Source organism: Rhizobium deserti (assembly GCF_004358025.1).
Lineage (GTDB): Bacteria > Pseudomonadota > Alphaproteobacteria > Rhizobiales > Rhizobiaceae > Neorhizobium > Neorhizobium deserti.
The window spans coordinates 538,615-557,451 of sequence record NZ_SMTL01000001.1; the positions used below are offsets into that span (position 1 = coordinate 538,615).

General features: G+C 60.7%; 16 protein-coding genes. 8 read left to right on the forward strand and 8 right to left on the reverse strand.

Annotated elements, in window-relative coordinates; translation table 11 throughout:
• Positions 1-13: 13 nt before the first annotated feature.
• The 3 genes from E2F50_RS02650 to E2F50_RS02660 form a co-directional block, all read right to left on the reverse strand.
• On the reverse strand, positions 14-295 hold the full coding sequence (locus E2F50_RS02650; RefSeq protein ID WP_133314502.1) for a type II toxin-antitoxin system RelE/ParE family toxin: 282 nt from the start codon (positions 293-295) through the stop codon (positions 14-16).
• A gap of 159 nt (positions 296-454) precedes the next feature.
• On the reverse strand, positions 455-2,644 hold the full coding sequence (locus tag E2F50_RS02655; RefSeq protein ID WP_133314503.1) for an anthranilate synthase: 2,190 nt from the start codon (positions 2,642-2,644) through the stop codon (positions 455-457).
• Between the two features lie 279 nt (positions 2,645-2,923).
• On the reverse strand, positions 2,924-4,030 hold the full coding sequence (locus tag E2F50_RS02660) for a DUF2278 family protein (RefSeq protein WP_133314504.1): 1,107 nt from the start codon (positions 4,028-4,030) through the stop codon (positions 2,924-2,926).
• Between the two features lie 192 nt (positions 4,031-4,222).
• Here E2F50_RS02660 and E2F50_RS02665 point away from each other — a divergent pair, with 192 nt between their 5' ends.
• A complete protein-coding gene (locus tag E2F50_RS02665) occupies positions 4,223-5,470 on the forward strand; it encodes an extensin-like domain-containing protein (RefSeq protein WP_245515271.1) in 1,248 nt (415 codons plus the stop codon).
• 98 nt (positions 5,471-5,568) lie between these two features.
• Here E2F50_RS02665 and E2F50_RS02670 read toward each other — a convergent pair whose 3' ends face one another.
• Positions 5,569-7,248: a formate--tetrahydrofolate ligase gene (locus E2F50_RS02670; protein WP_133314505.1), complete on the reverse strand. Its 1,680-nt coding sequence runs from the start codon at positions 7,246-7,248 to the stop codon at positions 5,569-5,571.
• A gap of 167 nt (positions 7,249-7,415) precedes the next feature.
• On the reverse strand, positions 7,416-9,662 hold the full coding sequence (locus E2F50_RS02675) for a TonB-dependent hemoglobin/transferrin/lactoferrin family receptor (RefSeq protein WP_133314506.1): 2,247 nt from the start codon (positions 9,660-9,662) through the stop codon (positions 7,416-7,418).
• 503 nt (positions 9,663-10,165) lie between these two features.
• Between E2F50_RS02675 and E2F50_RS02680 the strand changes: the two genes are divergently transcribed.
• A complete protein-coding gene (locus E2F50_RS02680; RefSeq protein ID WP_133314507.1) occupies positions 10,166-10,888 on the forward strand; it encodes a helix-turn-helix transcriptional regulator in 723 nt (240 codons plus the stop codon).
• Positions 10,889-10,921: 33 nt separating this feature from the next.
• Positions 10,922-11,398 (forward strand): PAS domain-containing protein, encoded by a 477-nt coding sequence (locus tag E2F50_RS02685; RefSeq protein WP_133314508.1) that lies wholly within the window; start codon positions 10,922-10,924, stop codon positions 11,396-11,398.
• Here E2F50_RS02685 and E2F50_RS02690 read toward each other — a convergent pair.
• From E2F50_RS02690 to E2F50_RS02700, 3 genes are all read right to left on the reverse strand, one after another.
• Entirely contained in the window at positions 11,395-12,543 is a 1,149-nt protein-coding gene (locus E2F50_RS02690; RefSeq protein ID WP_133314509.1) for a DUF2333 family protein, read from the reverse strand. The genes E2F50_RS02685 and E2F50_RS02690 overlap by 4 nt on opposite strands.
• Before the next feature lie 104 nt (positions 12,544-12,647).
• Complete coding sequence (locus E2F50_RS02695) at positions 12,648-13,541, reverse strand: hypothetical protein (RefSeq protein WP_133314510.1); 894 nt, start codon at positions 13,539-13,541, stop codon at positions 12,648-12,650.
• A gap of 97 nt (positions 13,542-13,638) precedes the next feature.
• Entirely contained in the window at positions 13,639-14,220 is a 582-nt protein-coding gene (locus E2F50_RS02700; protein ID WP_133314511.1) for a thymidine kinase, read from the reverse strand.
• A 186-nt stretch (positions 14,221-14,406) separates the two neighbouring features.
• On the opposite strand from E2F50_RS02700, the gene E2F50_RS02705 reads away from it, so the two are divergent.
• From E2F50_RS02705 to E2F50_RS02725, 5 genes are all read left to right on the forward strand, one after another.
• On the forward strand, positions 14,407-15,360 hold the full coding sequence (locus tag E2F50_RS02705) for a choline ABC transporter substrate-binding protein (protein WP_133314512.1): 954 nt from the start codon (positions 14,407-14,409) through the stop codon (positions 15,358-15,360).
• Between the two features lie 84 nt (positions 15,361-15,444).
• A complete protein-coding gene (gene choW / locus E2F50_RS02710) occupies positions 15,445-16,308 on the forward strand; it encodes a choline ABC transporter permease subunit (protein WP_133314513.1) in 864 nt (287 codons plus the stop codon).
• The gene (gene choV, locus E2F50_RS02715; protein WP_133314514.1) at positions 16,305-17,369 is read left to right on the forward strand and encodes a choline ABC transporter ATP-binding protein; all 1,065 of its coding nucleotides are present in this window, start codon (positions 16,305-16,307) and stop codon (positions 17,367-17,369) included. The genes choW and choV overlap by 4 nt, the downstream gene beginning before the upstream one ends.
• A 137-nt stretch (positions 17,370-17,506) precedes the next feature.
• A complete protein-coding gene (locus tag E2F50_RS02720) occupies positions 17,507-18,259 on the forward strand; it encodes a HugZ family pyridoxamine 5'-phosphate oxidase (protein WP_133314515.1) in 753 nt (250 codons plus the stop codon).
• 95 nt (positions 18,260-18,354) lie between these two features.
• A complete protein-coding gene (locus E2F50_RS02725) occupies positions 18,355-18,675 on the forward strand; it encodes an ArsR/SmtB family transcription factor (RefSeq protein WP_133314516.1) in 321 nt (106 codons plus the stop codon).
• Positions 18,676-18,837 lie beyond the last annotated feature (162 nt).

Below are 18,837 nucleotides of genomic sequence, written 5' to 3' on the forward strand. Positions count from 1 at the left end.
TGCCCACCGTTCGCTAGTGATAGTCGGTGATCTCCACGTCGTCCGGTCCGGCGTCGGTCCAGATGAAGCAGATCCGCCACTGCTTGTTGATGCGCACCGAATATTGCCCCTGCCGATCTCCGGACAGTTTTTCGAGACGATTGCCCGGAGGCGAACGAAGGTCCTCCAATGAGGTCGCTGCATCCAGCACCGCCAGCAGCAGTTGCGCGCGACGAACCAACTCGGCTGGGAAACCCTTTCTGACCGAACCACTGGCGATCAACCCCGTGAGCTTGTTCTTGAAAGATCGGATCACCGCAGCATCCCAACCAAGGTATCATAGATAGATACCAAAACTAGTCAATGATAAGTTTTATTTGACGATACCTATCATTCTGCCCCTGAGTGTCGCCTCTGCGGGATCATAGCCAATGCGACGCGGTCAAGCCGACGAACCACGATCAAAAGCGGGAATTCAAGCCGCTTTGGTTTCCCGCCGCCGTGCCAGATGCGCCACGACATTCTCGATCATCCGCATGCCCGCATCGCCGCCGAGCGTCATGATCGATTCCGGGTGGAACTGCACCGCCGCGATCGGCTCCTTGACGTGTTCGATCCCCATAATCGTGCCGTCCTCGCTTTCGGCGGTGATCATGAAATCCGGATGCAGCGTCTTTGGATCGGCGAAGATCGAATGGTAGCGCCCGACCGTCACTTCATGCGCAAGCCCCGAGAAGACGATGCCCGGCTCCAGCACCCGTATGCGGGACGGCTTGCCATGCATCGGCAGCGCCAGGTGGCGCAGATCGCCGCCATAGGCTTCGGCCAGCGCTTGCAGGCCAAGGCAGACGCCGAACACCGGCAGGTTTTTTGCCCGCGCGGCCTTGATCGTCGCCTTGCAGTCAAAATCCTTCGGGCTGCCAGGTCCCGGCGACAGCACGACGAGATCCGGGTCGATGCGGTCGAAGATTTCCTCCGGTACCGGCGTGCGCACGGTGGATACCGTTGCGCCGGTCTGGCGGAAATAATTGGCAAGTGTGTGAACGAAGCTGTCCTCGTGGTCGACCAGCAGGATCTTCACGCCAATCCCGACTTTGGCAACGTCGCGGCCCGGCTTGGCCGTATTGCCGGCCCGTGCATCGCGGATCGCCGCCAGCATGGCCGAAGCCTTCAGCTCGGTTTCCGCCTCTTCCTCATGCGGATCGGAATCGTTGAGCAGCGTCGCGCCGGCCCGCACTTCGGCAATGCCGTCCTTGATGCGGATGGTGCGCAGCGTCAAGCCGGTATTCATATTGCCGTCGAAGCCGACCATGCCGATCGCCCCGCCATACCAGGCGCGCGGGCTCTTCTCGTTGGCCTCGACGAAGCGCATCGCCCACAGTTTCGGCGCACCGGTGACGGTGACCGCCCAGGCATGGCTGAGAAAGGCGTCGAAAGCGTCCATGTCGGGACGCAGGCGCCCCTCGATATGATCGACCGTGTGGATCAGCCGCGAATACATCTCGATCTGCCGGCGGCCGATCACCTTGACCGAACCCGGCTCGCAGACGCGTGACTTGTCGTTACGGTCTACGTCCGAGCACATGGTCAGCTCGGATTCGTCCTTCTTGGAATTCAGCAGCTTGAGGATCTGCTCCGAGTCGGAAATTGCGTCCTCGCCGCGCTTGATCGTGCCGGAGATCGGGCAGGTCTCGATGCGGCGGCCCGAAACCCGAACGAACATTTCCGGCGAAGCGCCAACCAGATATTCCTGATGACCCAGATTGATGAAGAAGGAATAGGGCGACGGATTGATGGCCTTCAGCCGGTTGGAAATCTCGGAGGGCTTGCTGTCACAACGCTCCATGAACTTCTGGCCCGGCACGACTTCGAACAGATCGCCGCGCCGGAAGCTTTCCTTTGCGCGGGTGACGAGCGCCGCATATTCGCCCGGCTTGTGGTCGCCCTTCGGCGGCACGGTCGTGGTGCGAACGAAGGGCTCTGGCGCAATGTCGCCCGCCTTGCCCTCGGTCGTTACGCCGTCCCGGGCAAAGTCGTAGCGGTCGATCCAGGCCTTGGCAGCATGGTGGTCGACGACGAGGATCTCGTCGGGCAGGTAGAGAACCATGTCGCGCTGGTCTTGCGGGCGCTGCATGGACAGCTTGATCGCGTCGAACTGAAAAGCGAGATCGTAGCCGAAGGCACCGAACAGGCCGATAGCCGAATCCGCTTCGGAATAGAAGAGGTCGACGATGGCGCGCAGCACGGTGAAGACGGTCGGCATCTTGGACCGCTCTTCTTCCGTGAAGGCGCGGGTCGGCTCGTTGACATCGAGATCGAGGCGGCGGGAGAAGCTTTCCCCCAGCGTCAGGTCCTCGATCGTCGCAAGCTTTGCGGCCACGAAGCCGAGCAGCACTTCGCCGCGTTCGTTGAAGGCTTCGATCCACACCTTGCGGCCATGCGAGGAAATCCCGAGCGGCGGATCGACGATCGCCGTATCCCAGCGGGTGTAGCGGCCCGGATATTCGTAATTGGAAGAAAATACAGCACCGCGGCGCTCATCCAGCTTGTCGACGTAAGTCGAGATGGCGTCGGCATAGCTGGTCGCCCGGCGCTGCCGGTTGACGGCGATGCCGCCGCGCGTCTCGTAGGTTTCCGAGCCGTCGTCGCGAATGATCGTTACCATGTCTGCTTCTCCGATGCCTGCTGCCGGAATTGATCTGCCCGGTTTCCTGGCGCGGCCAACAAAAAAGCCGCCTCGGGTTCCCGGGCGGCTTGGTCTCGTCTTGTCGATAGACATGACTGGTCAAGGCCGCCTTAGCGTGCCCACCACCAGTTACCGATGTTCGTCGAGTTGATCATGGGACATGACATACATGCGGCCAGCATCGCAGACAAGAGGCTTGCCGGCATGCGGGGCAAAATTTGCGTCACCCGCACGCCTGTCCTGTTCGCGATCCTCCGCTCAAAAGCCCATCGGGAAGCCTTCGCGCCTGGCTGCCGCCGCCGTATAGCTGACGCCGTCCACCTTGAGGCCCTGCGCATCCACCAGCGTGATCAGACCGCCGCTATTGCCGAGCGGAGCCGTTGCGTTGATCGCCACGCGCAGGAAGCCGGCGCCCGGCAGAACGGTTCCCGCCTCGATTTCGCTGCGTCCTTTGTTGCGGTTGAGGATAGCCCAGCCGCCGAGCTCGACGTCTTGCGGCAGAAGGTTGATCAATTGCACCCATTCGCCTTCGCCCGCAAAGCCCGGCTGCCCTTCCATCCCCTGCGGATTGACCATGGCCGAAACAATACGGACCAGGCGGTCCCCCTGACCCGGCTCTGGCAAAGGTTTTCCCGATTTCGGTTGTTCAGGCCCCGGCTGATCTGGCAATGGCTGATCCGGCAATGGCTCACCCGGAGCCGGCTTCACAGGCGCCGCACGGCCGTTGACGATGTCCTCGAACATCAGCGAGCCCGGTTCCAGATGGCCAGTTTGGTCGTCGGTATGGATGGCTTGCGACTGAAAGGCCAGGAAAACGGCGCTCCAGCGAGATAGGCCAGGGCTATGGATCATAAGTCCGCCGTCCTGCCAGACACCGTCATCGCGCTCGAACTTTCGGACATTGCCTTGGTTCATATGCACGTCGTGAATTCCGTCCGGAAAGGGTTCGCCGAAAACGAAGATCCGCGTTTGCGCGTCATCAATGGCCCGGCGCGCCAGGCTCTCGACGATATCGCTGAGGTCATTGTCGAGCCCCGGCAGGTTGGCCGGCAGGGCGATCACGTCTTGAAAAGGGAACAGATTGCCGCGAATATAGTCCAGCGCGCCGCTGCTCGGCGTTTGGGCGAGCTTGTTGAAGCCCTCAGGCAGGTCAACCAGCCTTTCGAGCACGGGATGCCGGAAATCCTGGGCGAAATAATAAACGACCTCGGATGGGGCAACGCTTGACTTGACGTTGATGGCGGCCCGGAACCGCTGGCCGCCCGCTTGGATGAAGAGACTGACATGCGGCGATGCCGTGTCCTCGTCCTCACGTCTTATCTCGACGCATTTGCCCACCAGAACGCCATAGGACTTGAGCGGCATCATCCCCTCCATCTTCGCATCATTGGCCGGATTTGTAGGGCGGACGGGCGCGTCAGGCAATTCGGCAAGCCTGTTCCGCCTGCGAAACTTTCGTGACATCGCGGATACAGAAGCAGGAAATGCTGCATCCTGGTGCAACAAGTTCAAGCCTTGGGCGTTGCCTGACGTCCATAGGCACGGGAGCGAAAAAGCGTGATCCGTTCGGCTGTTATCTTGGTGGTGGCACTTACCGCGGCGGGCGCGAGCCTGCCAGTTCCCGATATTCCTGCGTCGGCCCGACGCTCTGATGTCGTCAACGTAGGCTTCCTCGACCGCATCCTGCAGGACGACAATACCCGCCGCCGCTCTTCTTCACGTCCCCGCCGGCCTTCGCAGGCTGCCAGGACAAGCAATGCTGTTCCTCAACCACCGGCGCTCGCCTCCGTTCCCGTGCCGATGACAAAGCCGGTTGAACAAGCGCAAAGCCAGGCTGCTGCGCCGCCCCCCGAGGTTGCACCAGCAGCCAATCCGCCAGCGGCCAATTCGCCTGCTGACAATCCGGCGCCGGCGACCCCTGTGGCGGAGCCTCAACCCAATCCGCCGACGGTCGAGCAGCCGGGCACAGCGTCGGAACCGCCGCATGCGGCGGAAGTTCCAACGCCATTGCCCAAGCCTGCCGAAGATACGTCATCCGCGGCGCCGGCCCCGGTACCAACACCCGTACCAACACCTGCGCCGGCCGCTAATCCCGATTCAGGCAAGCCTGAAGCCACCAAGCCAGAAGCGGATAAGCCGGCCGTGGCGCCCGCTGGTGAGCCCGCTCCGCCAGCCGCCTCTCAAGGCGAGCCCGCAAAGGAGGAGCCTAAAGCCGAAACGCCTCCGCCTCCCCCGCCGATCGCCAAGGAAGAACCGGAGGAACTAAAGGCATGCCTCGCCGATCTTGCAGCGCTGGGCACGCAGTTCAAGACGACGAACAAGATCGAAGAAGGTGAAGGCTGCGGCATAGACCAGCCCATTAATGTCGCCGAGGTTCTGCCCGGCGTCGACACAGGCGGCGCGACCATGCGCTGCAAGACGGCGCAGGCGCTTGGCCATTGGCTGAAGGATACGGTTCAGCCGGCTCTCAATATCGCCATGCCGGGCCGAAAAATCACTGGCCTTGTTCCCGGCTCCACCTATGCCTGCCGCCTGCGCAACAATGCCTCGACCGGCAGGATTTCGGAGCATGCGCGCGGCAACGCCTTCGATGTGGCCGCTTTCAAACTGGATAATGGCGACAAGATCGAGATGAAGCCGCGCGGTGACGATCACACCATGGAGGGAGCCTTCCAAAAGACAGCCACTGCCGGCGCCTGCCTGTATTTCACCACAGTGCTCGCCCCCGGGAGTGACGCCGCCCACGAAGACCACCTGCATCTCGACACGATGGAGCGAAACGGCGACTACCGGATCTGCGAATAGGCGAGCCCTCACCCGAGAATGCCGGACGACACCTGCAGGCGATGTAAATCAAACCGTGAAGCTCCTGCTTCATCTCTTTAAGCGGTTGAATCAGGCTATCAGAACAAGCCTTCTATATACCCGGCTTCATTCAGGAAAATGCGCTCGGCCGAAGGTGCCCGCGGCAGGCCCGGCATGGTCATGATCTCGCCGGTGATACAAACCACGAAACCGGCGCCGGCCGAAAGCCGCACCTCGCGCACATGCACCACATGGCCTTCCGGCGCGCCGCGCAGATTGGGGTCCGTCGAGAAGGAATACTGCGTCTTGGCGATACAGACCGGCAGGTGGCCGTAGCCCTGTTCTTCCCAGGCCTTCAGCTGATCGCGCACCGTCTTGTCGGCCGTTATTTCGCCTGCGTGATAGATTTTCGAGGCAACCGTCTCGATCTTTTCCATCAGCGGCAGGTTGTCGGGGTAAAGCGGCTGGAAATTCGCCTGCCCGCCTTCGGCAAGCTCCACCACCTTGTAGGCGAGATCCGCGATACCGGCCGAGCCCTCGGCCCAGTGACGGCAGACAATCGCTTCGGCGCCGTGGCGTGCCACATAGTCCTCGATCGCGGCCACTTCCGCTGCCGTATCCGACGTGAAATGGTTGATGGCGACCACGACCGGCACGCCGAACTTCCTGACATTGGCGATGTGGCGGCCCAGATTGGAGCAGCCGCGCGACAGCGCCTCGACATTTTCCGTCGAAAGGTCTTCCTTCTTGACGCCGCCGTTCATCTTGAGCGCCCGGATCGTCGCGACGATCACCGCCGCATCCGGCTTCAGTCCCGCCTTGCGGCACTTGATGTCGAAGAACTTTTCCGCCCCGAGATCGGCACCGAATCCGGCTTCCGTCACCACATAGTCACCGAGCTTCAGCGCCGCCTTGGTGGCGATCACCGAATTGCAGCCATGCGCAATATTGGCGAACGGGCCGCCATGCACGAGGGCGGGGTTGTTTTCCAGCGTCTGGACGAGGTTGGGCTGCATTGCATCCTTCAGCAGCACCGCCATGGCCCGGTCCGCCTTCAGGTCGCGGGCAAAGACCGGCGAACGGTCGAACCTATAGCCGATGACGATATCGCCAAGCCGCCGCTCGAGATCCGCAAGGTCCTGAGCCAGGCAAAGAATGGCCATGACTTCCGACGCCACGGTAATATCAAAGCCGCTTTCGCGCGGAAAGCCGTTGGAAACGCCGCCGAGCGAGGCCACCATCTGGCGCAGCGCCCGGTCGTTCATGTCCATCACCCGCCGCCAGCTGATCCGCCGCGTATCGATATCGAGTGCGTTGCCCCAGTAGATATGGTTGTCGATCATCGCCGACAGCAGATTGTGGGCCGAGGTGATGGCGTGGAAATCGCCGGTGAAATGCAGGTTGATATCTTCCATCGGTACGACCTGGGCATAACCGCCGCCGGCCGCCCCGCCCTTGACGCCGAAACAGGGCCCGAGTGACGGTTCGCGCACGCAGATGACGGCTTGTTTGCCGATCCGGTTCAATCCGTCGCCGAGCCCGACGGTCGTCGTCGTCTTGCCCTCGCCGGCCGGGGTCGGGTTGATCGCCGTGACCAGGATCAGCTTGCCGTCCTTACGGTCCGAAAGCGACGCAATGAAGTCGGCGCCGATCTTCGCCTTGTCGTGCCCATAGGGTGCCAACGCATCGAGGGGGATACCCAGCTTGGCGCCGATCTCGCCGATCGGCTTCTTCTGCGCCGCACGGGCAATTTCGATATCGGATTTCACGCCGGCCATGGTGTCCCCTTCTGATGCATGCGACCCGTCAGGATGCAGCCATCATCGATAAAGGAGAGAGCCGCGCGTGGGAATAGGGGCACATCCACTGGCCACAGCTGATCGGGCATGGAAAAGGCGCAACGTTCGCTCGTCCCGCCCTTTCTGCTTTTGTCTTCGCTTGGCAATCAGAAGCGCTGCGTCAACGAGATCTTGAAGCTGCGGCCGGGCTCCGAATAGAATTCCCGCGCCTGCGTCGCATTGAACCCCCTCACGGTGGAGTAGTCGTAATAGGTCTTGTCGAAGAGGTTGTAGATGCCGGCATTGATTTTCAGGCCCTTGACCTGCTCCGGCTCCCACCAGGCTGTCAGGTCGACAATTCCATAGCCTGGGGTGCGGAAATAACTGCCACCCAAGCCATCGTCTGCTTTCGATCGCTTGACGCCAATCACGTCGACGCCGACGCCCCAGAACTCGGTGTCGTATCCGAAGCTGGCAACCGCCTTCAACGGTGCGACCGATCGCAGGAAGGTATCCCGATCAAGGTCCTCGCCGCGCACTAAGGCAAGTCCGCCGCCAATTCTGAAGCCGCTGGCAAACGTCTTCTGGACGCTGGCTTCCACACCGTAAATCCGGGCGCGGGCAATGTTCTGGTAGCCTTGAACGCCTTGTGGGAAGTCTGCTGGATTGTAACCGGCCGCAATGATCTTCGCAGCGGTAAAGCTCCGCGCATCGATGAAGTTCTTGTAACGGTTGTAGAAGAGATTGACCCGGCCGCCAAAGTCCTGGTCGCCGAGATCGGCGCCGACTTCGAAGCTGTTGCTCGTTTCCGACTCGAGATCCGGATTGCCAAGCCGCAGGTAGGTGCCGGGGCCGCCGAATACGCTGTAGAGCTCGCCGGCCGTCGGAGCGCGGAAGGCCATCGCCCATTGCGCAAACAGTTTCACGTCCTCGTTCACGTCATAGCCGAGGCGCACCTTGGGCGAAACGGCGAAGTCCTCGAACCCATCGGGCAAGGCCGGATTGCTGGCATTGTTGTCATAGGCGGCAGTCATTTTCGGCTCGTGCCGCACCCAGTCGAAGCGCACGCCCGGCGTCAGCGTGAAGGCTGAATTCTCAAAGCCGATCTCGTCGTCGAGATAGAAGCCGATACGACTCGTATCGACCTTCGGCGTGTCCGCCTGGTTGGTATGCAGGTTTGCGCAGGCCGAGAAGCCGGGCGGATAGACCCCTGGTCGGATTTCTGGTGGGCAATTGTCATAGCCTCCGGAATTTTGTTCCGACGTCATGCGAGCAAGATCAAAACCAAAGGTGAGCTTGTGGTCGAGCAAGCCTGCATCAATCTCCTTTTCCGCTGCCCCGACGAGGCCGAAACTTTCCTGCTCATACTCGTTGCGCCGGCCGATAGGACCGATCACCGATGTCGAGCGATATCCGTCATAGCCATCCAGCGTCCGTTGCTTCATGTAGTAAAGCGAGGCCCAGGCGCGGTCCACCGGACTTTCTTCGCTCTGCGACTCGTATTTGTAATCAAGCGAGATCCGGTCCCGGTCCAGATCCTTGATCCCGTCATAGTTGCCTGCGCGGTAATTGCCGGCCGCCGTCTGCATGGTGCGCGTTTCCGTGTCGCGGTCGCGGCGGAAACGCTCAGCCGTTAGGCCGAACATATGTCCTTCCTCGAACTCGTGGCGCAGCTTGAAGAGAAGATTATACTGATCGTAATCGGAGGGATTGGCCTCCGTGCGTGCCGTGCTCAGCGCGTCAATGTCGCCATTGCTCTTCCGCTCCTGGCCCTTTTTGTAGCCGCCTTGGAAAAGAATCGAGGTGTTTTCGATCTTTTTGGCGACCCCGAGGGAGCCGAAACCGCTTGTGTCGGATCCGTCATATCCTGTTTTCGCAATGCCGCCCCAGTCCCGCCCCTCCTGGATCAGGTCTTCAGGCTCAAGGGTACGAAGACCGAGCACCCCGCCGAGCGCTCCGGGCCCAGCGCGGCTGGAATCGGCACCGCGCACCACATCTACACTTGAGAGCGATCCAAAATCGAAGGCATCGACGCCGCCGGTTGCCTGGCGCGTTACATCGTCGATAAAGGGAGTCGGAATGCCGTCCACGGTTGTCAGAACGCGGCTTCCTTCCAGACCACGAATGTTGATTGCACCGGTGGTGCGGTTGAAATTGACGCCCGGTTCAAGCACTCGGCCGAGATCCTCAATATTGGTGATCTGCTTGTTCTCGATCTGCGCCTGCGTCGTTTGTGTTGCAAGCGGTGTGTCGGTGGCACTGCCCGGATTGGACGTTCGTTTCCCCTTCAGACTGATCGGCCGCAATACCGTGCTGTCCTGCTGCGCGGCATCTTGCGCCGAAGCTTCCGAGAGCAGCGAAAAGACGGCAAAAGCCGTGCAGGCGAGCAACAAAGACTGGGAGCGGTGAGGCATGTCTGTCCTTTCAAGGCGCGCACGGTCGGCGGCGCGCGAAGGGACGCGAACCGAGCGCAAGGCGTTTCAAATCTGGCAAATATGTGGCGGTAGGCAAAATCTGCCTTAATCATGCCAATATAAAACATGACAAAAATAGTCAATAATTAAAACATGACGATTTGCTCTTCTTCTTGGTTCACCTGACGTTGCGGTATGACACTGGCAGCCGGTTGGCCGATCTGGCTCAAGCGCCACATCCGCCTCCGTCTCTGCGGATGATTCGGCGAGAGGAGTCGGAGCGAAATTTGTCAGTCCTCCCCGTCTCAATCTCCCCCAGCACATGCGCTTAGATTAGCTGAACGGGGCAAGCCGGCGTTAACCATATGGAAAGACTTAAAAATATGAACGAGTATCATAAACAGTTGTTGCGTGGGGGCTTGACCCGCATATTTTACTGGCTATTCAAATGGTTTGGTATATTTGTTGCCCTTAACATAATCAGATAATTTTTTGCCTCAGATATGATTACTCTGGAACGGCAGTCCATTTTAAGCAGCGAAATTTCCGCGGCGGATTCGCGCACCGGGATCTCGAGCGCGCTTGCGCGCATCACGCACGAATTCGGTTTCCGTTATTTCATGCTGGTCAAGGTCCCACCTGCTGACGAGGTGCTGCTGGCTCGATCCATCGTCGACACGAACCTGCCCAGGGACTATATCCGCGAATTCGACCGGCGGCGGCTGCTCCGCAAATGTCCGCTCTCGCCCATCCTGGCCGAGTTTTCACTGCCCTATTGCTGGGTGCTCGACGAGCGCGACCACGCCAACGGCCTTCCCTTTCCGCCAGAATTGGCTGAACTCCAGCGTCAATACGAGATGACCACAAGCCTCGCCATGGCCATGCATTCGGTCGACAGCACTGGTTTCCGCATACGCATCGATGGCAGCCGTCCAAGGCTCACTCAGGTCGAAATCAACGAAATCGGTATGATATTGCTGCATGCCTTCGGCGTCTTCGACAAGATCCGCCGAGCTGACAAGGGCGTTTCCGCGCCGCTGACGACGCGCGAATTGGAAGTGGTCCGCTGGACGGCACAAGGCAAGACATCAGCGGAAATCGGCCAGATCCTTTCGCTGTCGGACCATACCGTTAACGCGTATATGACCAATGCCATCAAGAAACTGGATTGTGTCAATCGTACCCAATTGGTAGCTAAAGCCTTGAGGTTGAGGCTGATCATATAAGCAGGGCATTTTCTCCTGCTTCGGGGGAAATGATTGAATTCAGGGTCCGACGGCGCTGAAAAGGGTGCCGCGCAGCAGTTTGGGGATTTCGGTCTTTCACAAGCGGATGTGATTGAGCTTGCCACTGGCTTCCGGCTCTATGGTTTCTGGCGCATGGAACTCGACGCTGGCCATGTGTTCGCCACCGAAAACTTCTTTCACCTCTGCGGCCTTGAGCCACATGCCGGGCCGGTCGACATCGTTGAAGTCAGCGCGCGGATCCATCCCGACGACCTCACGAACCTGATGCGTATCTTCGAGCATGCCGGCCGCGACAAGACCGCCTATGAAAGCATATTCCGGGTCCGGATCGGTGCAGAAGGCTTCAAGTTTGTCCGCGCCGTCGGCAAATTCCGGCCAAAGCCCGGCACGAGTGGCGAAGTGGTCGGCATCAGCTATGAGCTCTTCCGACAGGATGAAGACGAGGCCCTGCTTTTAAAGGCCGCTCTACAACAAATCCTGCAGCCCTAGCGATCGAGAACGGAGCGGACCTCGACGAGGTTTGACCGGACCCTGAGGATGTAAAAGCCCATGACCGCCAGATGGGACGGCATGATCCAGCCGTCTTCACGACCATTGGAAATGATCGCCGGCTGGATGCGCAGCGCCGCTTTCAGCTGCACCAGCGTTTCGCTCCACATCGGCCCAAGATTGCGCTCGCGAATGACCTGCGAGAAATCGGCGCCGGCTGCAGTGAGGATGGCATAATACCCATAGAGCTGGCCATAGGCGAACCAGAAGCGGTCATCCGCCCTTGTATCGAACCAGCCGCCGTTGAAGTTTTCCGAGCGCTCGCGCAGGATTGCCGAGGTACTGCCGATATCATTGGCGATCCGGTCGAGGAACTGCACCAGGTTATCGGCACGCCCGTCGAAAACTGCTACGCAGGTGGTTAACTCGGCGTTGAATTTGCGCAGGCTGTCGATCGCCGCCCGGTAATAGCTTGGGCTCGGCGTCTTCGGCCCGAAGGGGCTCAAGCCAAAATACCAGGAATACTCGTCGAATTGCAGGTTGCTGCGGGCATCCTGGAGATTGTTGTTGACCCCGGACGTGCCCCGCATCCGCGCCAGCGTATCCACGAGCTCGACAGACGTACGCCGCACTGCCTGGTTCACACCGCGCTGGAAGGAAGCCTTGTTGTCGAGAAACGGCGTGCTGTCCCAGTCCAGCCCTAACAGGCCGAGCCGGTAAAGCAGCATGGAGGAGATCCAGGCATTCTGGTTGACGTTCATGTCGGTGAGGTCTGCGGCCGCGTCAACGATCGCGGAAGACTGGCACTGCCGCGCCGCCGTGGCTGCGGCCGTGGTTTGCGGGCTGGCCGGCGCCGGCGCCGTCAGTTCCTGGCCCGCCGGCACGGTGCGCTCGGACCAGCGATAGCTGTCGACAAAATTCGGGTTGAAGCCGCTCCAGACCTGGGTTTGCCAGATGAAATAGCCATACGAGCCGACCAGCAGCGCTAGAACCGCGATAACCGGGCCCTTTACCATCCAGTGCCGACCACTATACCAGCCACGGGCAGCCATGAAGGGCCAGATCAGCCAGGCGACAAGTAGGCCGATGCCTCTGCCGACGCCTTGGCCAAGCCTCTGGAAAAAGGCGGTAATGCGGTCGGGCATCGCTGTCTCCTGTGCCGGGGGCATCCGATCTTCGACACACATATGTTCTGTGGTGCACAATCACAACCGCCATCGGCAAATTGGTTGTTGCGACAAGGCAGGGATCAATCCTGCGGCGGACTTGCCGGCTCAGGCGCCACCTGCGGTCCATAGGTGGGAAACCAGCTGAAGAAGCGCGTTTCCGTCGCCTCCCTCAACCGCTCGAGGTCGCGGCCGATCAGCATGCCGCGTCGAAAGCGATCGAGCGATGCGTCGAGATGCATGAAACCCTGTGCATCGAGAGCGAGTCCTTGACGCTTCCCGTCAACCTCGATCACCACCCGGTAAAGGATCAGCAGATCCTCCACATCCACCGTCAGCTTGTGAAGAAGCGCGTTGCAGACCGCAACCCGCCTGTTCAGCATCCGGACCAGCGCGTTGGAAAGGCGGATGAAGTCCTCCACGGCAGTGACGGCCTGAAGCCGCTCGCCCGCACTTTGGTAATCTCCCAGTCTTTCCATCACCTCGGGGCGGTGATCGACAAATTGCGCAAGAGCGCTTTCAAGCGACTTATGCTTGGCCAGAAGCAACCGGCGCTCCTCGCTCAGCACGCCCGCCAGCCGGTCCGCCCGCCGCAGAAGATCGGTCAGGCGGTCCAGGCTGTTGCGTCGCACCCAGCGCCGCTCCAGGAGCCTTCTGGTTGTCGATCGGGAAAAATATCCGAGCAGCCGTTCCGCTCGGCTCGGCACTTCCCGATCCTCGAAGGCCCGCTTTTCCTCCTCCAGCCGATCCGCAAAGGCGGAGATCAGCGCTGCCAGCGATTGCTCCGCGGCATCGCGCTCATCGGCATCGGCTCCCTGGCGCGCCTGCTCGGCGGCAAGCGCCGCTTTGTCTGGAAGCTGCCGGTCGCGCGCCGCCTGTATAACCATGGTCTCGGAGGCCGCCAGCGCGGATCGTAGAGCTTCCAGCTTCGCCCCTACTTCTCCCACCGCAGTCTCGAAGCTTTTCCTGTCCGCCACGTTCGATGCCCCCTGTCGCTTTTGGCGGCAAGATAACGTTCCTTACGGATTCAGCCACATCTATCTTCCGCCGAAAACCGGCGGCCGCGACAAGCTCTTAGTCGCAGCGCATCTTTTCTTCCCAGTGGCGGCGGCAGAGCGACACATATTTTTCGTTGCCGCCCACTTCCACCTGGGCGCCGTGACGCATAACCCTGCCCTCTTCGTCCATGCGCACCACCATGGTTGCCTTGCGACCGCAAAAACAGATCGTGCGCACTTCGCGCAACTCGTCCGCTATGGCGAGCAGCTCGTGCGACCCTGGGAAGAGCTTGCCCTGGAAATCGGTGCGCAGGCCGTAAGCCATGACAGGCGCGCCTACTCTGTCGCAGACGCGGGCAAGTTGCCAAACCTGCTCCTGCGCCAGGAATTGCGCCTCGTCGACGAAGACGCAGGCGATTGGGTCGTCATTGTGCATGCCGGTGATGATTTCGAAGAGGTCATCTTCCTCGCTGAACGGAATGGCGTCCGAGGAGAGGCCGATCCGCGAGGCGACCCGGCCTTGGCCCGCCCGGTCGTCCAGCGCCGCCACGAAGATTGCCGTGCGCATGCCGCGCTCCCGGTAATTGTAGGAGGCCTGCAGCAGCATGGTCGACTTGCCGGCATTCATCGTTGCGTAGTGGAAATAAAGCTTGGCCATAGGCTCCTTTTGATCCGCATCGAAACGGAAGAAAAGCTGGTCGCTCCGGCTAATCACAGGAAATCATGTGGGCGCTCCTGGCTGCCCCGTGTCGCAATGACCCGCCCGACGCGACGTGAACGCGCGCGCTTGCCTGTTGAAGAGAGATATTGATAATGGCGGGAACATAAAAAACGGGAGCAAATCATGCGCACCACCTCTTCGCTGAAGACGACACTTGCACTCGCCGCATCTTTTCTGACGCTGGCGGGCGCTGCTGCTGCGGCCGAACCCGAGAGCTGCGGCACGGTTCGCTTCTCCGATGTCGGCTGGACCGACATCACCGCGACCACCGCCACCGCTTCCGTGCTCTTGAAGGCGCTGGGCTATGACACGGACGTCAAGGTGCTTTCCGTGCCCGTGACCTATTCGTCGCTGAAGAACAAGGATATCGACGTTTTCCTCGGCAATTGGATGCCGACCCAGGAAGCCGATGTGCGGCCCTTCCTCACTGACAAGTCGGTCGAATCCATCGGCCCCAACTTGGTTGGGGCAAAATATACGCTGGCCACCAACGCCAAGGGCGCAGCCCTCGGCATCAAGGACTTCAAGGATATCGCCGCCAATAAGGATGCACTGGAAGGCAAGATCTACGGCATCGAGCCCGGCAATGACGGCAACCGACTGATCCTCGGCATGATCGAGAAGAATACCAACGGCTTGAAAGGCTTCGAAGTGGTGGAGTCGTCGGAGCAAGGCATGCTGGCCCAGGTGGCGCGCGCCGAAAAGGCCGGCCAGCCGGTCGTCTTTCTCGGCTGGGAGCCGCATCCGATGAACTCGACCTTCAAGCTGACCTATCTGACTGGCGGCGACGATGTCTTCGGACCGAATTTCGGCGGTGCGGAAGTCTTCACCAATGTGCGGGCTGGCTATACGCAGGAATGCCCCAATGTCGGCGCCTTCATCAAGAACCTGAATTTCTCGCTGCCGATGGAAAACCAGATCATGGGCAGCATCCTCAATGACGGCGAGGAGCCGGAAGCCGCCGCCACCAAATGGCTGAAGGCGAATGGCGCAGCCGTCCAGCCCTGGCTTGCCGGTGTCACCACCAAGGATGGCAAGCCTGGTGCCGAAGCCGTCAAGGCCGAACTCGGCCTGTAAGACACGCGGCACAAGATCAAGGGCAGGTCTCCGGCCCTTGATCTTCGAGGCTCCCATTTCTCCTGATCAGGCAGGCGACACGACGTGAACTGGCTTCCCGAATGGCTCGTGGATTCGACCGGCAAGCTGCGCCTCGGCAACTGGGCAAAGGACTGCGTCGATTGGCTGACCGCCAATGCCGACTGGTTCTTCGATTGGCTGTCGGCGGTCCTGTCGGCCGTCATCAACGCCATGCTTTTCGTTCTGCAATGGCCGAATGCCTTCGTGCTGATTGCCCTTTTGACCGGCGTTGCCTGGATCCTGCGCCGCTCGCTTGGTGTCGCAGCCTTCACCGCCATTGGTCTCCTGCTCATCTACAACCAAGGCTATTGGAAGGAAACAAGCGAAACCCTAGCCCTGGTCCTGGCCGCCACCGCCGTCTGTATGCTTGTCGGCGTGCCGGTCGGCATTGCGGCAGCCCGCCGGCCCTGGCTTTACGAAATCCTGCGGCCGGTCCTCGATCTGATGCAGACCATTCCCACCTTCGTTTATCTCATTCCGGCCCTCATCCTGTTCGGCCTCGGCATGGTGCCCGGCCTTATCGCCACCGTCATCTTTGCCGTTCCCGCGCCCGTGCGGCTGACCAGGCTCGGCATCATCTCGACGCCCGAAGCGCTGACGGAAGCCGCCATTGCCTTTGGCGCCACACCCTTCCAGGTGCTGCGCAAGGTGGAACTCCCTTATGCCATGCCGCAGATCATGGCCGGCTTGACGCAGACTATCATGCTGTCCCTGTCCATGGTGGTGATTGCCGCCCTGGTCGGCGCACCTGGGCTTGGCGTGCCGGTTGTGCGGGCGCTCAACACGGTCAATATCGCCCGCGGCTTCGATGCCGGCTTCTGCATCGTCGTGCTGGCGATCATTCTCGACCGCATGTTCCGCACGGCCGAACCCGGGAGCAAGTCATGAGCGCTTCTGTAACCAACGCGGTCACTTTCACCAATGTCGACATCATCTTCGGCGCCAGCCCGCAGCAGGCCTTGCCGCTTCTTGACCAGGGCCGCACCCGGGATGAGATCGCCGCCGCCACCGGTATTGTTCTGGGCGTCGCCAATGCCTCGCTTTCCATTCGCGAGGGTGAGATCCTCGTGCTGATGGGGCTATCCGGCTCAGGCAAGTCGACGCTTCTGCGCGCCGTCAACGGGCTCGCTCCGGTGGTCCGGGGCACTGTCAGTATTGCGACGCCCTCGGGTCCCGTCGATCCCTACAGGGCGAGCGCCAAGACCCTGCGCGATCTGCGCATGCACACCGTGTCCATGGTCTTCCAGCAATTCGGCCTGCTGCCCTGGCGCACCGTTGCCGAAAATGTCGGCTTCGGGCTGGAGCTCGCCGGAATTCCGGAACCGGAACGGAGGAAACGCGTCGGCGAACAGCTCGAACTGGTCAGCCTCACCAATTGGGCGAACCGCAAAGTGGGTGAACTGTCGGGCGGCATGCAGCAGCGCGTCGGCCTGGCCCGCGCCTTTGCGACCGGTGCGCCCATCCTGCTTATGGACGAGCCCTTTTCCGCCCTCGACCCGCTGATCCGCAACCGTCTGCAGGACGAGCTCCTGGAATTCCAGCAGCGGCTGAAAAAGACAATCCTCTTCGTCAGCCATGATCTGGACGAGGCTTTCCGGATCGGCAACCGCATCGCCATCATGGAGGGCGGTCGCATCGTCCAGTGTGGGACGCCGCAGGAAATCGTCCGGGCGCCGGCCGACGATTACGTCGCCGACTTCGTCCAGCATCTCAACCCGATCACCATGCTGACGGCGGCCGACGTCATGCGCCCCGGCATGACCGGCCAGGGTGCATCCGCCTCCGTCACCGCCACCGCCCGCAGCGCGACGCCGCTCATCGATATCCTCGATGCTCTGTCGCGCCAGCCGGGAGCAATCGGCGTGGTAGAAAACGGCGCCGTGATTGGCACGATTTCCGCCGAAGATGTGATTGCCGGCCTCACCCGCCACCGCCGCCGGAGATCCTGAACCAGGCTCCGGCAGCTGTCGCGCTAACCATCAGCGTTAAACATCATTGAAGTGGACTACGCCGCTCGGCTTTCGCTCTACCGCGCGAGGTGCTATGCGTCGCGCCACAGATCAAGGCGATAAAGACGGTTATGGAAATGGCTGACAAGCCCCAGACATTGCGCGATACGGACGACGAGGCCCGCCGGCTTGCGCGCGTGCTGGTGCGCGGTGCCCGGTTCATGGCACTCGCTGTCAACGATCCCGAAGACGGATATCCTTCCGCCAGCCGCGTGCTTACCGGCACCGATGCGGACGCGGCTCCGGTTATTCTGGTGTCCGGCCTTTCGACCCATACGACGGCGCTCGCTGCCGATCCACGCTGTTCGCTTCTCGCCGGGGAGCCGGGCAAGGGCGATCCGCTTGCCCATCCGAGAATCAGCGTCCAAAGCGATGCGGAAAAGGTGGCGCGGGACGGTCCCGATCACCTGAGGATCCGCAGCCGCTTTCTTCATCGGCACCCCAAGGCGCAGCTTTACGTCGATTTTCCCGACTTCTGCTTCTTTCGGCTTGTGCCAAGGAAGGCGTCGCTGAACGGCGGTTTCGGACGCGCCTATCAGCTTAAAGGATCAGACCTCCTGATCCCCGAGCCGGGAATCACGTCGGAATGGGTGCAACTGCAAAATGCTTTAGAAAACATGAAGGAAGGCGCAGCTTGCCTTGCCGCCAAGATTGGTGCCAAAATTGACGCCGATTGGCGTTTCGGCGGGGCAGACAGGGCAGGTCTCGACATTATTGGAGGCGATTTCCAGCTAAGGCACGAATTTGAGACGCTTTTACCATCTCCACAGAGCGTGCTGGATTATATTTCCAGCATGGCTTATCAGACCGGGCAACTACCCGAAATCTAGGGATATACAATTTCGTTCGCTGCTGGTTTATTTCATCGGACGGATGACGGCGAATGCCAGGGCGGCTCGCTTTGGCTACGAGGGGAATTGAGCTTATGGACACGATGTCACTATCAGAGCATTCTACGGCAGCGGCCGGTCTTTTATCCGCCATGGCGAATCCGAAGCGGCTGATGATCCTGTGCTGCCTTGTCAGGGGCGAAGTCGCAGTCGGCGCATTGGCTTCGCAGGTCGGCCTCAGCCAGTCTGCACTCTCGCAGCATTTGTCGAAGCTGAGGGCGCAGAAGCTGGTCAAGACGCGCCGCGACGCGCAGACCATCTATTATTCCAGCTCCTCCGAATCCGTACTCAAGGTTCTGGCGACCCTGGAAGACCTTTACTGCGCGCAGGAACAGAAGACCTCCGCAGCAGCCTGACCCACGGCGCCCGATGGCGCCGACCCTGCCCGGATCTTGAACCGGCGCCCCGCGGCACCAGCGGGCGGCGGCTTATGCTTTGACATTTCTCCTGTAAATGCAGCCCCTTTTTGGGGCTCCGAAGTCGGTTGACGGCCTCAATCCCGCTGATAATTTGACCAT

Excerpts from the sequence above, each read along its gene's own strand:
- E2F50_RS02670 (WP_133314505.1), bottom strand. The coding sequence starts at position 7,248 with ATGGCCGGCGTGAAATCCGATATCGAAATTGCCCGTGCGGCGCAGAAG.
- E2F50_RS02680 (WP_133314507.1), top strand. The coding sequence starts at position 10,166 with ATGATTACTCTGGAACGGCAGTCCATTTTAAGCAGCGAAATTTCCGCG.
- E2F50_RS02720 (WP_133314515.1), top strand. The coding sequence starts at position 17,507 with ATGGCTGACAAGCCCCAGACATTGCGCGATACGGACGACGAGGCCCGC.
- E2F50_RS02655 (WP_133314503.1), bottom strand. The coding sequence starts at position 2,644 with ATGGTAACGATCATTCGCGACGACGGCTCGGAAACCTACGAGACGCGC.
- E2F50_RS02725 (WP_133314516.1), top strand. The coding sequence starts at position 18,355 with ATGGACACGATGTCACTATCAGAGCATTCTACGGCAGCGGCCGGTCTT.
- E2F50_RS02705 (WP_133314512.1), top strand. The coding sequence starts at position 14,407 with ATGCGCACCACCTCTTCGCTGAAGACGACACTTGCACTCGCCGCATCT.
- E2F50_RS02675 (WP_133314506.1), bottom strand. The coding sequence starts at position 9,662 with ATGCCTCACCGCTCCCAGTCTTTGTTGCTCGCCTGCACGGCTTTTGCC.
- E2F50_RS02690 (WP_133314509.1), bottom strand. The coding sequence starts at position 12,543 with ATGCCCGACCGCATTACCGCCTTTTTCCAGAGGCTTGGCCAAGGCGTC.
- choV (WP_133314514.1), top strand. The coding sequence starts at position 16,305 with ATGAGCGCTTCTGTAACCAACGCGGTCACTTTCACCAATGTCGACATC.
- E2F50_RS02660 (WP_133314504.1), bottom strand. The coding sequence starts at position 4,030 with ATGCCGCTCAAGTCCTATGGCGTTCTGGTGGGCAAATGCGTCGAGATA.
- E2F50_RS02700 (WP_133314511.1), bottom strand. The coding sequence starts at position 14,220 with ATGGCCAAGCTTTATTTCCACTACGCAACGATGAATGCCGGCAAGTCG.